Source organism: Corynebacterium sp. HMSC064H12 (assembly GCF_001809925.1).
In the GTDB taxonomy this organism is placed as follows: Bacteria; Actinomycetota; Actinomycetes; order Mycobacteriales; family Mycobacteriaceae; genus Corynebacterium; species Corynebacterium jeikeium_D.
Genome location: NZ_KV799349.1, coordinates 6,296 through 20,592, shown reverse-complemented (window position 1 = coordinate 20,592; position 14,297 = coordinate 6,296). Strand labels below are relative to the sequence as shown.

Genomic DNA, 14,297 nt, shown 5'->3' with positions numbered 1-14,297 from the left:
ACTGTTGCGTTAGCTCTTGCGGATGAGCGCCATTGCCTCTGCGCGCGAACGGGCATCCGTCTTGAAGCCACCGCGGACGGCTGAGGTCACCGTGCGCGCACCCGGTTTGCGGATACCGCGCATGGCCATGCAGAGATGCTCCGCTTCAATGACGACGATCGCCGAGGCCGGATCCAGCCGCTCCACCAAGGCATCCGCAACCTGACTGGTCAGACGCTCCTGCACCTGCGGGCGCTTCGCATAGCCATCGACCAGACGAGCGAGCTTGGACAGGCCCGTCACACGACCGTCCTTGCCCGGGATGTAACCAATGTGGGCAACGCCGAAGAACGGCACCAAATGGTGCTCACAGGTGGAGTAAATCGGGATGTCCTTCACCAAAACGAGTTCTTGATGATCCTCGTTGAAGGTCTTTGCCAGCACCTCAGACGGATCTTCAAACAGGCCCGCGAAAACCTCACGGTAGGCTCGCGCCACTCGCGCCGGTGTCTCCTTCAGGCCTTCCCTGTCGGGATCCTCACCGACGGCAATCAACAGTTCACGAACCGCAGCCTCGGCCCGCCCCTGATCGAATTCGCGCTCCATGATGTGTACTTATCGCTCCTCGTTGGTGTCCGGCTTGTCCTGCCAGGCGCTGTTGTCTTCGTTTCGCTTGACGACGCCGTCCTTATCCGAATCGTGCATCTGTGCCCCCTTGTCATCGGAGTTGTCGGCGTTCTTCGGGTTTTCCGGACGTTCTGTGTGTTCCGGCTGCTCGTTATCCGGCAGGCGGAATCCGCGCAGCTCCTGCTGTTGTCCTGCCGACGGCATCACCGTAGTCGGGGTGGCATCGCTGCCAGAGTTGTCCTGGCGGTGACGTCCGCCCTGCCTGTCCCACGGCATCTTCGGAGGGGCAGGGATATTCGCGGGGCCGTTGCCACCGCTGCTACCAGTACCGGTTGCCTTCGAGCCGAAGTCCGGCGCACCTGCCGGGTAGTTAGCAGTGCCCGGGTGCTGGCCACGCGCGTTGCCCTGGCCTTCCTGCGAACCCGGCTGGTTCTGCCCCTCCGGGCGAGGAGTCGGCGCAGGCGCCGGTGCCGGTGCGGGAGCCGAACCGTGCGTGCTGCCGGTATCCTTCGGCGGCCAACCTGGAGCGGTCCAACCAGCCGGCGGTGGGGTGCCACCGTAAACCGGAACATTCGGTCGGTCCTGCTGGGCGCCCGGCAGACCCGGGACACTAGCATTACCGGCACCAGCGGAGCCTGCCGGCCCCTGACCATTGCCGTTGTTGCCCGCGTCCTGGTTCTCTGGTTCGCGGCGGCGCACCGGCGCGAAGATGTTGACACGCTTCGGCGGTTCCTCGCCGCGCTCGATTGCCAACTCCACCGGTGTCTTCACCGGCTCGCGGCCATCGGCCGGGTGCTTAGTGTCGCTATCGAAGAAGTTCAGGCGCTCACGGGGAACGACATCGGTGAAGATAACTTCCAGATCCGGACGACGCAGAGTCTCCTTCTCCAGCAGTTTCTCAGCCAGAACATCGAGAGTGTCGCGGTTTTCCTTCAAGATGGCGTAGGCCTCGTCATGAGCCTTATTGATCAGCAAACGAACCTGCTGATCAATGGTTGCTGCCACCTCCGGAGAGTAGTCCAGAGTGCCGCTGCCACCGCGGCCAACGAACGGGTCGCCCTGCTCCTCCCCGTACTTCACCGGGCCGAGCTCCGGCGACATGCCGTACTCGGTCACCATGGCGCGAGCAATCTTGGTGGCCTGCTCAATATCGGCAGAAGCACCGGTAGTCGGCAGTCCGAAAACCAGCTCCTCGGCAGCGCGACCACCCATGGCGAAGACCAGACGAGCAAAGAGCTCTGGCAGGTTATACATGCCCTTGTCGTCCTCGGGGACGGTCAGCGCATGTCCACCAGTGCGACCGCGAGCCAAGATGGTGACCTTGTAAACACGCTCAATGTCCTTCAGCGCCCACGCAGCCAGGGTGTGGCCACCCTCGTGGTAGGCGGTGACCTTCTTCTCCTGCTCGGAAATCACCTTGGAGGTACGGCGCGGACCGCCGATAACTCGGTCGACTGCCTCTTCCAGCGCATCCGCAGTAATGATGTTGCCGTTGACGCGAGCGGTCAGCAGCGCAGCTTCATTCAGCACGTTCTGCAGATCAGCACCGCTCATACCGGCGGTGCGCTTCGCCAGCGACGTCAGATCCGCATCCGGTCCAAGCGGCTTGTTCCGGGCGTGGACCTTCAGAATTGCCTCGCGGCCCTTCAGGTCTGGTGCGCCCACCGGAATCTGTCGGTCAAAACGGCCCGGACGCAGCAGCGCCGGGTCGAGAATATCCGGACGGTTGGTCGCAGCCATGATGATCACACCCTGACGATCACCAAAACCATCCATCTCCACCAGCAGCTGGTTCAGGGTTTGCTCACGCTCATCATGACCACCGCCCATGCCGGCACCACGCTGGCGGCCGACGGCGTCGATCTCGTCGATGAAGATAATGCACGGGCTGTTTTCCTTGGCCTGATTAAACAGGTCACGGACACGAGAGGCACCGACACCGACGAACATTTCAACGAAGTCCGAACCCGAGATGGTGTAGAAAGGCACTCCTGCCTCACCAGCGACGGCGCGGGCCAGCAAGGTCTTACCGGTACCTGGAGGACCGTAGAGCAAAACACCACGCGGAATCTTCGCGCCGAGCTCCTCGTAGCGAGCTGGGTGCTGCAGGAAATCCCTAATCTCGTCGAGCTCCTGGACGGCCTCATCGGCACCAGCAACATCCTCGAACGTGTTGGTCGGGGTCTCCTTGTTCAGCAGCTTGGCGCGGTTGCCACCAAAGCCGAACATGCCGTTCTTGCCGCCTTGCATGCGGCTGAAGAAGTACATGATGACGAAGAAGAAGATCACCATCGGCAGCAGGAAGCCCAAGGTGGACATCAGGAAGGAATCCTGCGTGACCTTGGTATCGAACTTCTCCATGCCCTCGGCGGCGGTGACCTTGTCAAAGACTTGGTCGGTCGCACGCGCTGGGTACTTGGTCATCACCTTCGTGACGTCCTCAGTGCCCTCGACCTCCACGCCCTTCTTCAGGGTGAGGCGAATTCGCTGTTCGCGATCGTCGATCTGAGCTTCCGTGACATTGCCCTTATCCAACTGGGTCAGGGCAACGGACGTATCCACCTCGCGGTATTCCCGGGAATCATCCGCCAGCTGAGTAATAGCAAAGAGGATAATCAGGATGATGCCGGCAACGGTGGCAAACCGGAACACCTTTTTCTTGTCCATACAGTGGGTTCGCTTTTCGCTCTCTACATCTATTAGTTGCTTTTATTAATTGTACGCATCAACGAGTTCTTCTCGAAGACACATCAATGACACAACGTGGGGCCAGGGCTCATGGCACCTGACCCCACAGTAGGCATAACGCATCGCAACCGAAAAAAGTTTCCAACTCCTACTTTTCATCGCTAGAAGACAGCTAGAACTGCCGGAGGTACGCGCGCAATGCCCGTCGTCAAGCATCGGCACTGTGCAATAGCGCCGAAGACAGACCTAGCCCTGGTAAACGCGCGGGTGAAGCGTGCCGACGTACGGCAAATCGCGGTAACGTTCGGCGTAATCCAGGCCGTAACCGATGACGAACTCGTTCGGAATGTCGAAGCCAACATCCGCAACATCCAGGCTGGTGCGCACAGCCTCCGGCTTACGCAGCAGCGTAATGACCTCCAGGGAGCGCGGATTACGGTTGCGCAGGTTCTTCATCAACCAGGACAGGGTCAGGCCGGAGTCAATGATGTCCTCGACGATCACAACATCGCGTCCCTCAATATCTCGATCCAGGTCCTTCAAAATACGCACCACGCCTGACGACGAGGTGGAGTTTCCGTAACTGGAAACCGCCATGAACTCCATCTGGCTGGGAATGCTGAGCTGACGAGCAAAGTCAGTCAGGAAGAACACCGCACCCTTGAGCACTGCGACCAGAATCAGATCGCTGTCGGCATCCTTGTACTTCTCATTCACACGATGCGCCATCTCGTCAATGCGAGCATGCAGCTCCTCTTCGCCAATGAGAACTGCCTCTACCTCATCGCCGTAGGGGTTTGCGGGGACGTTGAAATCCTTCACATCATGCATCGCATTTCCTTTCCGCACTTCTATGGCGGCGTGTCGATGGAGCGTAACTGCCCCAGTGCAAGTTCAGGGTTATGGCAACCGATTGTTCTCAGCCGCCGGAAGTTGGATTGCGGCACCCTTCTTAAGGCACCGCGGGACGATTCATTACCAATTGTAGAGTGCCATCTTTTCGCTCAACGACCAACCTGGCATTTCTGTCAGCACCATCGCGACCGCGGGTCACCGGCACTTCGCCCTGGCCGTGATAGCGGTGCACGAGCGCCATCACCATGTCGATCTGTTTACTGCTGGGCTCCGCACCCGCCTGCCGCAACCAACGTGCGAGGACACGCACCGCGATGGCGTCGTCAAGCTCAGCCACCCCTCGCACAGACAGGCTCCCGCTTGCCGACGCCTCTTCCTCCCCCAGCAGCGCATGCAGAGCCGAATCGGCGTGAGCGTCCAAAAAGTCATTGTCGACTGCTGCAATCCCCGCGGTCTTAGCAAGGTTTTCCGCAACTCCCGGACCCAGCTCCTGCTCCAGCAGCGGCAAAATCGTCTTTCGAACCCGGACGCGGGCGTAATGGTCGTCCTGGTTGTGTGGGTCATGCCAGACTTTTAGGCCCAGCTCTTCACAGCAGCGCTGAGTGTCGGTGCGTCGCACACCGAGCAGCGGACGCAGAATCCGAGTCCCGTCCGACCACGTGAGATTGTCTCGGATAGCGGACAGCGCCTGCGGGCCGCCCCCTCTGGCCAGTCGCAGCAAAACTGTTTCCGCCTGGTCGTCCAACGTGTGGGCGAGCATCAGTGCCGCACCTCGAGATTGGGCGATCTGCCGTAGGACTCGGTGTCGAGCCAAACGCGCCTCGTATTCGGGACCGCGGTCGGAATCGTTATTGATATCGACCGCGATAACCTCGGCCGTAGCCCCCATCCCCCGAGCTATGTGGGCGGCGCGCTCAGCGACTTCTGCAGAGCCCTGCTGAAGCTGATGATCAACGACGACGGCGTGAACGTTGCGGCCGGCCAGTGCCCCCTTGGACCCGAAAGCTTCCGCACAGGCCCCGGCGGTCAGGGCGAGCGAATCCGCACCGCCGGAAAGCCCAATGACGATACCGCCGCCCAACTCCTGCCCCACCTGCGGCACTATCGCGCGGACAGCTTGCCGAATGATGAGGAAATGAGGGCTGCGGTCCGGCCAAAAAGGCCTAGCCAACGTGGAAGGTCTAGCCAACGCGCCCACCACTTGCGATGGTCTCCATCGCCGTGAGCAGAATTCGCTCCTGAGTCGGGCGGGCAATCAGCTGCACCGGCAATCCAGAAGTCGGCTCCACAACGATGCCGGCCGGGAAACCCAGGTAATTCCACGTCGAAACGTAAGGAGTGAAGCGCAGATTGGACAACAGGTTCACAATCCAGGGCATGCGATGCCATGCGCGGATCCGCGGTGGATTCTTGGCCAAAGCTGGGGTAATCAAAATGGTGTCACCCGGCAGCTCACGCTCGATGCGGGCGCCATCGCGTGCCACTTGGCGGCCATTGATTGTGAAACGCAGCAAGCGACCAATGCCGGCGTGGACTCGGTTGCGCCACTCCAGGTGATCAGGGCGCGGCTCGTCGCGCAGCTGATCCGCCACCCCCGCAGTCCAGCGCGCGAGCATCGGCAGTGGGTTCAGCGGGTACGGCATGTTCTTTTCCGTCACCGCAAAGCCCTTGTCCGCGAATACTCTCGCCGCCTGTTGCGCCGCATCGACGTACTCCGGTGCAGCCTTTAACCCGAATACGGGCGCAGTGGTGTCCACGCTGACGGCGAAGTTTTCAGGCAGGGTCTTCGCCGGATCCTCCGCATCCACCATGCCATTTGTGAGGATCTTGGTAATCAGGCGCAAGTCCTCGTTGTTGACTGTGAGCACCCCTTGGACAGACATTCCGTACCAGTCATTGCCGCCCACGCGCCCCGGCATTGTTCCCGGGGTCGCCTTCAGGGTCGAAAGCCCGCAGCACGCTGCAGGGATACGCAGTGACCCCATGCCGTCGTTGCCCTGCGCAAACGGAACCATCCCAGCGGCGACAGCCGCTGCGGATCCGCCGGAGGACCCACCCGGAGTGTGCCCCGGCAGAATCGGATTGTCGACGGCCAGCCCCGGCAGCGTCGTCGTCCCCCACGTACAGAACTGCGGATTCACCGTAGTTCCCACTGCGATTGCACCGGCGCTAGTCAACTGCTGGACAAACGGGTTCTCTAGAGCGGTGTTTTCCTTCAGCGCGAATGGCACACCTGCGAGCGGCAACTCCGAGAGGTTCTCGCTGTGCTCGAGTTCCCGCGCAGCCTGCAGAGCCCTATCCACCCACACTTCACGGAAGGCATGAATCCCTCCATCCAGTCTGGCGATAGCGTCGAGACTGCGCTGCACGCTGTCCACCGGGCTTAGCTTTCCCTCGCGAACCAGTGCGGCAATCTCGTGAACGGTTGGCAAGTTCCTAATCGCGGAAGTGTGAGAGGCCATTGCGGATTCATCTCCTCAAATTATTTTCAGTGGTAAATGAATCTCAGTTTAGATATCTGCCAGTGCGCTCGCTGCTTTATCCGCCGCAGCTCTTGCTGGCAACAGGCTCGCTTCATTGGAAATAAATGCGAACGTCAGCACCTGCCCCGACTTCGTCACCACATACCCCGCCAGCGCCGAGGCTTTATTCAGCGTGCCTGTCTTCGCACGGACGATGCCCGCCCCGGACTGACCAGCAAAGCGCGTCGCCAGAGTGCCGGACACTGCCGCCACCGGCAGGCTGTCCAACAGTGGGCGCAACCGCAACGCAGTGCTTTCCGACGACTCCTGCGACTCCGCCAGTCCTCCCTGCTCAGCCGATTCCACCGGCCCCGCGGCGGAATTGAGCACCTCGGAGAGATGCTGCGGAGAAATACGGTTATCCGTGCTCAGGCCGCTGGAGTCCGACAGCACCGCACCATCGAGAGGAAAACCGTGCTCCGCGAGAGTGTCACGCACGGCACGTGCGGCCCCCTCAAAGGTCGGCGGCAGACCGCGAGAGATAGCCACCTCACGGGCAATGGACTCTGCGAGCACGTTGTCGCTGTAAATCATCATCTCGTGCACACGGGTAACTAGCGGAGCCGACTGCACGAGCGCAACAATGTCTGGGTCCAGAGGTAGTGACTGACCATCCTTGGCTGCATCCCTCAGGCTGCCTCCGTTTTCCGCACCAAGCGCCTTGGCCAGCGCATCAGCTGCATCCGCAGCGGGCGTGGCGCTGCGCTGCGATTCTTCATTCGTCGGATCGATACGACCGGCATCCATCATCACCGACTCCACCGGTGCGATGTAGCCGTCCTCCAACCCCTCGCGCTCCCAGGTCTCGTGGAAACTCTCGGTGAATAGAGAGTTGTCGAGATAAACCTTGCCGACCCCCTCCGGAATGACCACGGAAATCTTTTTCGCCAACTCAGCGATTGAAGCCGAGTCCTGGAAGAACCCTTCCCCGTCCTTGCTTAAGGTAGGGTCGCCCCCGCCGTGCAAAACGATGTCATTAGTCCCCGTAACCCGGGAGACGCGGGTGGAAACCCGATGATCTTCACCTAAGTCCAACAGTGCGGCAGACGCGGTGAGAATCTTCATGCTGGACGCCGGCAAGGCCACCGCGGTGTCATTGATCCCCCACAGTTTCTGGCCGGTCGAAGCATCGCTGACAATTCCATGCAGCTCACCGAAGGCTGGATCAGCCGCAGCAGCGTCCATGATGGCGCTGACTTTTTGGGCCAGAGTGCCGTCGTCAAGCGAAGACTGCGCAGCCGTCACGGGAACAGAAGCTTGACTGACGGCGGGCGGCGCATCGACCACAATCTGACGATTGTTATTGACGACAACCGCTACGCCGCTGCCCGCTGCGATAACGAGAACACCGGCGATGGCACCGCCGATTTTCAGTCCACGCGACTTCTTGGACTTGCCGGATTTTACGGAACTGGGCGATTTTTGCGTGCCCTTAGCGGCGGTTTTGGAGCTGTCAGAGTCGGTACTACCCACGGTCACAAACACCTTCTTCCTGGAAACAAAACCTCACTTAAGGTGCACAAATAAACGATTTTGAGCGGGTTTCGCATAAGATAGCCGTCAGAGAAGTGTACACCGATTATAAGGAGTCATCGCCGTGAGCGTTGAGGTCACTATTGAGATCCCGAAGGGTCAGCGCAACAAGTACGAAGTCGACCACGAGACCGGCAAGGTCTACCTCGACCGCTACCTGTTCACCCCAATGGCCTACCCGGCCGACTACGGCTTCATCGATGAAACCCTCGGCGAGGATGGCGATCCGTTGGACGCTCTCGTGATTCTGCCGGAGCCGGTTTTCCCGGGCGTTATTGTCAAGGCTCGTCCGCTCGGCGTTTTCAAGATGACCGACGAGGCCGGCGGCGACGACAAGCTGCTGTGCGTCCTGGATGATGTCCGCTTCGACCACTACCAGGACATCGACGATGTTTCCCAGTTCACCAAGGACGAGATTGAGCACTTCTTCGTCCACTACAAGGACCTGGAGCCGGGCAAGGAAGTTTCCGGTTCGGGCTGGGGCGACAAGGCTGAGGCTGAGCGCATCCTGGCTGAGGCTATCGAGCGCCACAAGTAAGAGCCACAAGTAAAAATTGCGCTAGCCAATCTCCCTTTCTGGGGCTCGCACCTTTGACGCAGTTCCCGTGATTCAGCGCTACGGCCGTCGGAGTTTTCCTCCGGCGGCCTTTGTGCTTCCGGCGATAAGGCCAGATTGCGTATAGTGCGCACTATGGAAACCGTAAACGTATCCGAAGTACCCGAAGACGCACAGATCATTGACGTCCGCTCACAGATGGAGTGGGATGACGGCCACGCCACCGGCGCCGTTCACATCCCCATGGAAGAGATTCCGTCCCGCTACGGCGAGCTGGATTTGGATTCCGACATTTACCTGATGTGCCGCTCCGGTGGACGTGCCGCTCAGGTTTCTTCCTGGTTGGAGAAGAACGGTATCGACACCATCGTCATCACCGGCGGCATGATCGACTGGGAGCACTTCGGCCGCCCAATGGAGAAGGCCAACTAAATCAACTACAACTGCCCTGCCTACCTGCAGGGCAGTTTTTCTTTTATCTACCCACCCCAAAGCACCGACCTTCTAACAATCCGCAGGCAAACAGGGACATTATTAGTTGGCCATGTCCCATTATTGATGGTTCCCCAGATTGTCTAGTATGGGAAGTATGTCTGATTCATCCGTACTTTCCTCGGCGGACTCAGCCGACACCAGCGGTGGTGTGGCAGCCGCCGTAGACGCGAAGGTGCCTGCTGTCGACGCACAGAGCAGCACCAAGGCGAAGAAGGCTCGCAAGGGAGCGAAAGCGAAAAACAAGGCCAGCGCTAAGTCCAAGTGCAAGCCCGGCTCCGCAAGCGAACTCGCCGTCACACCGGCCGCCCTGCGCAAATCCGCGTCCTGGTGCCTGGCACAGCTCGATGCGGCTGTCCGCGCCAGTGTCAACGCGGCTCTGGGCCGCACTCAGATTGAGTCGATTTCCATCCGCGGGTATTGGGTTCTGGAGGCTATCGCCGATGGCGGCGACATGGCTCAAACCGAGCTGAGCGCGCTGCTCGGCATGGACCGCTCTGACATGGTTCGCCTGATTGACTCTCTGGAGTCGGCAAATCTAGTCGAACGCACCCGAGACTCCAAGGATCGACGCCGCCAGCTCATCGCGCTGACAGAAACGGGCAACACCACCCGCGCATCTCTGCGACGCTCACTCCGCAGAGCCGAACGCGCCGCCGTCGCCGAATGCGCACCCGAGGTACGCGCGCTGCTTGCATCGCTTGCCGACGACTCCGCTGCAAGCCCCGAAACCGATGCCGGCGCGAAGAACCCCGAGACCGCTACCCCAGAGGTCACGGCCACTGAGACAGACACCAAGAACATGGCGGAGAATAAGACGCAGGCGACGTCGTCAAGCGATGCCCAGCGTCCTAAACGGAAGAAGTCGAAGAAGAAGAAAAAGCGCAAGAAGAATAAGAAGGGATCTTCTAAGTGACAACCACTGAAGCGAAGTTCCTACGTGCTACGGAACAGCCGCTTGAGCGCACACTCATTGACATTGTCCGGGCGACCGCGCGAAGGTTCCCTGAGGCTGAGGCCATCGATGACGGCGAGGTTGTCGTCACGTATGCGGAATTAATCAACGAGATTGATTCCACAGCTACGTGGCTCTACGAACAGGGCATCCGTCGCGGCGACCGCATTGGTGTGCGGATGCCGTCGGGAAGCCGCGAGCTCTACCTGGCAATTTTGTCCATCATGGCTGCCGGTGCCGCCTACGTTCCGGTGGATGCGGACGACCCCGACGAGCGTGCCGAAATGGTCTTCGGCGAGGCCGGTATCGCTGGTTACTTCGATGCTGAAGGCCTACATTTGGCTGGCTCTACGGCGCGTAATCGCCCCCGCCCGCTGGACTTCGACGCCGACTCCGACGAGGAAGCGACGGAACCGACGCCGCCGAACGCACGCGAGATCATCTCGCAGGAGCCCACTCCTGACGATGACTGCTGGATTATTTTCACCTCTGGCTCCACCGGCAAGCCCAAGGGCGTGGCGGTCACCCACCGCAGCGCCGCCGCTTTTGTCGATGCGGAGGCCCGCTGGTTCTTGGCCAACCACCCGGAAGGGCCGCTCGGCCCGGACGACCGCGTTCTCGCCGGACTGTCCGTCGCCTTCGACGCCTCCTGTGAGGAAATGTGGCTGGCCTGGCGAAATGGCGCCTGCCTGGTGCCGGCCCCACGTTCGCTGGTGCGCTCCGGTGTAGACCTGGGCCCATGGCTGATTTCCCGCCACATCACGGCCGTTTCCACGGTCCCAACACTGGCCGGCCTGTGGCCCGCTGAAGCACTCGACAGCGTGCGCCTACTCATCGTCGGTGGCGAAGCCTGCCCGCAAGAGCTGGTCGAGCGCCTGTCCACCCCTGAGCGCGAGATGTGGAACACCTACGGCCCCACCGAGGCCACCGTCGTGGCCTCCGGCATCGAGCTGAAGCCTGGCAAGCCCGTGACCATTGGTTTTCCTCTGGACGGCTGGGACCTCACCGTTATCGACGAGGAGGGCAACCCCGTCCCACCGGGCACGAAGGGTGAGCTAGTCATCGGCGGTGTGGGACTCGCGCGCTACTTGGATCCGGAGAAGGACGCCGAGAAGTACGCGCCGCTGCCAGCCCTGGGCTGGGAGCGCGCGTACCGCACCGGCGACCACGTCATCATGGATGAGGGCGGACTGTACTTCACCGGCCGCGTCGACGATCAGGTGAAAATCGGCGGGCGCCGTATTGAGCTCGGCGAGGTCGAGGCGCACCTGGCTGCCCTCCCCGGCGCTACTCAGGCGACTGTCGTGGTGCAGAAGACCGGTGCTGGCGACTCCATCCTGGTCGGCTACGTCGGCGCCGGTGGCGACGCCGCAGCCATGGACTACGACAAGTGCATGGACACCCTCCGCGATGCCATGCCAGCCGCGATGGTGCCACGCCTGCACATCATGGATGAGCTGCCGGTTCGCACCTCCGGCAAGGTCGACAAGGCGGCGTTGCCGTGGCCACTGCCTGCACGTGCGGGTGAGGGCGACGTCGACAAGCTGAGCCCTGTGGAGAAATGGCTGTCCGATATCTGGGCCGACGTGCTGTCCGTACCTGCGCCCGGCGCAGCCTCGGACTTCTTCGCCCTGGGCGGCACGTCGCTGGCGGCGGCGAGCGTCATCGCGCGCATTCGTCAGCGCGCCCCACAGGTCGCCGTGCGCGATCTCTACGACCACCCACGCCTGGGAAACCTCGCCGAGGAATTGGTCGCTCGCGGTTTCATCAGCGACGACATGCTTGCCGACGCGCCAGACCCCACCGCCCACCTGGAAAAGGTGCCCGAGCCGACGCCTGTCTCCCGCAAGACCCGTTGGGCGCAGGTCGGCCTCATGGTGCCTCTGCAGTGGGCACGTGGCATGCGCTGGGTAACGTGGCTTGCGATTATCAACTGGGTTATCGGCGGGCCGCTGGCACTACCAGGCTGGTTGGTGGCTGTACTGGCCGTGTTGTTCCTGACCCCGCTGGGGGTTATGCCCATCAACGCGGCGACGACACGCCTGCTCACGCGCAACATCGCCCCGGGTGATTACCCGCGTGGCGGCTCGGTGCATCTGCGCCTATGGGCGGCTGAACGCCTGGCAGAGAGCTCCGGCGCCCACTCAGTGGCGGGCGCTCCGTTCGTGCTGTGGTATGCCCGCATGCTGGGTGCCCGCATTGGTAAGGGCGTGAATCTGCACGCGCTGCCGCCGGTGACGGGTCTGGTCAAACTGGATGATTACTGCTCGATCGAGCCGGAGGTAGACCTGTCCGGATACTGGGTCGATGGTGATGTCGTCCACGTCGGCGAGGTCACTATTGGCAAGCACGCCCGCATCGGTGCCCGTTCCACGCTGCTGCCCGGCGCGCGTATCGGCAATGACGCTCACATCGAGGCGGGTTCCACCGTCACCGGTGAAAAGAAGGTCAAGGCTGGTGCGCGCTGGTCGGGTTCCCCGGCTCGCAAGGTCGGCCGGTCCAAGCACCGCTTCCCGGAGGAAGTCCCGCCGGCGCGTCGCCACTGGGTGGCTATCTACGGTCTTACTGCTGTGTTACTGACGCTGGTGCCGCTGTCCGCTGCGGTCGCGATGGCTGCTGTCATCGGTTGGGGCACGGGGCTTATCGACGGCACCACCGAGCTAACCACCTCGAATCTCTGGCCAACGCTGGGTAGCGCCGTGCTGTGGGCTATTCCCGCCACCTTCGTCGGTGTTGCGGTGTATGCCCTGCTGACGCTGATTCTCGTGCGCCTGTTCAGCATCGGCCTGAAGCCGGGAGTGTTCCCGGTGCGTTCGCGCGTGGGTTGGCAGTCGTGGGCGACAATTCGCCTGATGGACGCTGCCCGTCACGACCTATTTTTCATCTACGCCTCCATGTTGACGCCGCTGTGGCTGCGTGCACTGGGCGCCCAAATTGGTCACGACAGCGAAGTCTCCACCGCGATCGGTATTCCGAAGTTCTTGCACGTCAAGGACGAGTCCTTCTTGGCTGACGACACCATGGTCGGCAGCTACGAGCTCGGCGGCGGTTGGCTGCTGGTGGGTGACTCCCGCATCGGCAAGCGCGCCTTCCTGGGCAACTCCGGCATCACGCTTCCAGAACGCAAGCTGGCGAAGAACTCGCTGGTGGCCGTGCTGTCCTCTACCCCGAAGAAGACCAAGTCCGGCTCCAACTGGTGGGGTTCGCCGCCAGAGCGCATGCGCCGCGTGGGCACCGTCTCCAGCGATGAGTCGGCGCAGACCTACCGTCCGACTACGGGATTGAAGGTCGCCCGCGGCATCGTCGAGACACTGCGCGTCCTGGCACCGATGGTCTCTCTCATGTTGGCTACGGTCACGCTGTTTATCTTGCAGGCCCTTGGCATGTTCACCGCGGAGTTGGTCACTGCAGGTGGCGTTGGCGCTGCCCTGCTCGGCCTGCTGGTCGCGTGGCTGCTCTCCCCTGCCGTGCTACTGATTGTTGGTGTGCTGGGGCTGCTCATCACGGTCGTGGCCAAGTGGGTGTGCGTCGGCAAGCACAAGCCCGGTGATCACCCACTGTGGAGCAAGTTCGTCTGGCTCAATGAGCTGCAGGATGCATTCGTCGAAATGGTTGCCGCACCGTGGTACCTGAACCCGGCGATGGCCACCGGCGGTATCGCACGCGCGATGCGTCTGCTCGGCGCGAACGTTGGCCACGGGGTGTGGCTGGAGACGTACTGGCTGCCCGAGACCGACCTTGTCAAAATCGAGCGGGGCGCTTCTGTCGGCCGTGGTTGTGTCGTTCAGACGCACCTGTTCACCGACCGCGTGATGACGCTCGACACCGTCCACATCGGACACGGCTCCGTCCTAGGACCGCACTCAGTCGCACTGCCGGCATCTGTGCTTGACGACGGCTGCCGCGTCGAACCCGGTTCTCTCGTCATGCGCGGTGACCATGTTCCTGCGCACACCTCCTGGCGAGGTAACCCAATTGAGCCAGTGGTGGCCAAGAAGTAGCCCGGATTGAGTGGGGGGGCTTAGGTAGGAGCCTGGTAGGCACAACGGGCTGCAAATGTGAAACTGTGAGAGTTTATGACACTTTCAAG

Annotated in this window: 10 protein-coding genes; 4 read left to right on the top strand and 6 right to left on the bottom strand. The window is 61.5% G+C overall.

What is annotated here, in order from left to right:
* Positions 1–9: 9 nt before the first annotated feature.
* The 6 genes from folE to dacB all read right to left on the bottom strand — a co-directional run bounded on the left by folE (position 10) and on the right by dacB (position 8,144).
* A complete protein-coding gene (gene folE / locus HMPREF2681_RS07330) occupies positions 10–585 on the bottom strand; it encodes a GTP cyclohydrolase I FolE (RefSeq protein ID WP_016421488.1) in 576 nt (191 codons plus the stop codon).
* A gap of 9 nt (positions 586–594) precedes the next feature.
* Positions 595–3,273 carry an ATP-dependent zinc metalloprotease FtsH gene (gene ftsH, locus HMPREF2681_RS07325; protein ID WP_070546611.1) on the bottom strand — a complete coding sequence of 893 codons (2,679 nt, stop codon included), beginning with the start codon at positions 3,271–3,273 and terminating at the stop codon, positions 595–597.
* Between the two features lie 267 nt (positions 3,274–3,540).
* Positions 3,541–4,125 carry a hypoxanthine phosphoribosyltransferase gene (gene hpt, locus HMPREF2681_RS07320; RefSeq protein ID WP_016421490.1) on the bottom strand — a complete coding sequence of 195 codons (585 nt, stop codon included), beginning with the start codon at positions 4,123–4,125 and terminating at the stop codon, positions 3,541–3,543.
* Between the two features lie 121 nt (positions 4,126–4,246).
* The gene (gene tilS / locus HMPREF2681_RS07315) at positions 4,247–5,320 is read right to left on the bottom strand and encodes a tRNA lysidine(34) synthetase TilS (RefSeq protein WP_241486362.1); all 1,074 of its coding nucleotides are present in this window, start codon (positions 5,318–5,320) and stop codon (positions 4,247–4,249) included.
* A gap of 10 nt (positions 5,321–5,330) precedes the next feature.
* On the bottom strand, positions 5,331–6,611 hold the full coding sequence (locus HMPREF2681_RS07310; RefSeq protein ID WP_049171905.1) for an amidase family protein: 1,281 nt from the start codon (positions 6,609–6,611) through the stop codon (positions 5,331–5,333).
* 48 nt (positions 6,612–6,659) lie between these two features.
* Positions 6,660–8,144 (bottom strand): D-alanyl-D-alanine carboxypeptidase/D-alanyl-D-alanine endopeptidase, encoded by a 1,485-nt coding sequence (gene dacB / locus HMPREF2681_RS07305; protein WP_224433523.1) that lies wholly within the window; start codon positions 8,142–8,144, stop codon positions 6,660–6,662.
* 124 nt (positions 8,145–8,268) lie between these two features.
* Here dacB and HMPREF2681_RS07300 point away from each other — a divergent pair, with 124 nt between their 5' ends.
* From HMPREF2681_RS07300 to HMPREF2681_RS07285, 4 genes are all read left to right on the top strand, one after another.
* On the top strand, positions 8,269–8,742 hold the full coding sequence (locus tag HMPREF2681_RS07300) for an inorganic diphosphatase (protein WP_005510088.1): 474 nt from the start codon (positions 8,269–8,271) through the stop codon (positions 8,740–8,742).
* A 153-nt stretch (positions 8,743–8,895) separates the two neighbouring features.
* The gene (locus tag HMPREF2681_RS07295) at positions 8,896–9,192 is read left to right on the top strand and encodes a rhodanese-like domain-containing protein (RefSeq protein WP_016421494.1); all 297 of its coding nucleotides are present in this window, start codon (positions 8,896–8,898) and stop codon (positions 9,190–9,192) included.
* Between the two features lie 157 nt (positions 9,193–9,349).
* Positions 9,350–10,168 (top strand): MarR family winged helix-turn-helix transcriptional regulator, encoded by an 819-nt coding sequence (locus HMPREF2681_RS07290; protein WP_070546605.1) that lies wholly within the window; start codon positions 9,350–9,352, stop codon positions 10,166–10,168.
* The gene (locus tag HMPREF2681_RS07285; protein ID WP_049194063.1) at positions 10,165–14,208 is read left to right on the top strand and encodes a Pls/PosA family non-ribosomal peptide synthetase; all 4,044 of its coding nucleotides are present in this window, start codon (positions 10,165–10,167) and stop codon (positions 14,206–14,208) included. The genes HMPREF2681_RS07290 and HMPREF2681_RS07285 overlap by 4 nt, the downstream gene beginning before the upstream one ends.
* The last annotated feature ends 89 nt before the right edge of the window (positions 14,209–14,297 follow it).

What these genes read in the sequence shown, in the direction of transcription:
- HMPREF2681_RS07295 (WP_016421494.1), top strand. Translation starts at nt 8,896, where the DNA reads ATGGAAACCGTAAACGTATCCGAAGTACCCGAAGACGCACAGATCATT.
- ftsH (WP_070546611.1), bottom strand. Translation starts at nt 3,273, where the DNA reads ATGGACAAGAAAAAGGTGTTCCGGTTTGCCACCGTTGCCGGCATCATC.
- HMPREF2681_RS07310 (WP_049171905.1), bottom strand. Translation starts at nt 6,611, where the DNA reads ATGGCCTCTCACACTTCCGCGATTAGGAACTTGCCAACCGTTCACGAG.
- HMPREF2681_RS07290 (WP_070546605.1), top strand. Translation starts at nt 9,350, where the DNA reads ATGTCTGATTCATCCGTACTTTCCTCGGCGGACTCAGCCGACACCAGC.
- folE (WP_016421488.1), bottom strand. Translation starts at nt 585, where the DNA reads ATGGAGCGCGAATTCGATCAGGGGCGGGCCGAGGCTGCGGTTCGTGAA.
- hpt (WP_016421490.1), bottom strand. Translation starts at nt 4,125, where the DNA reads ATGCATGATGTGAAGGATTTCAACGTCCCCGCAAACCCCTACGGCGAT.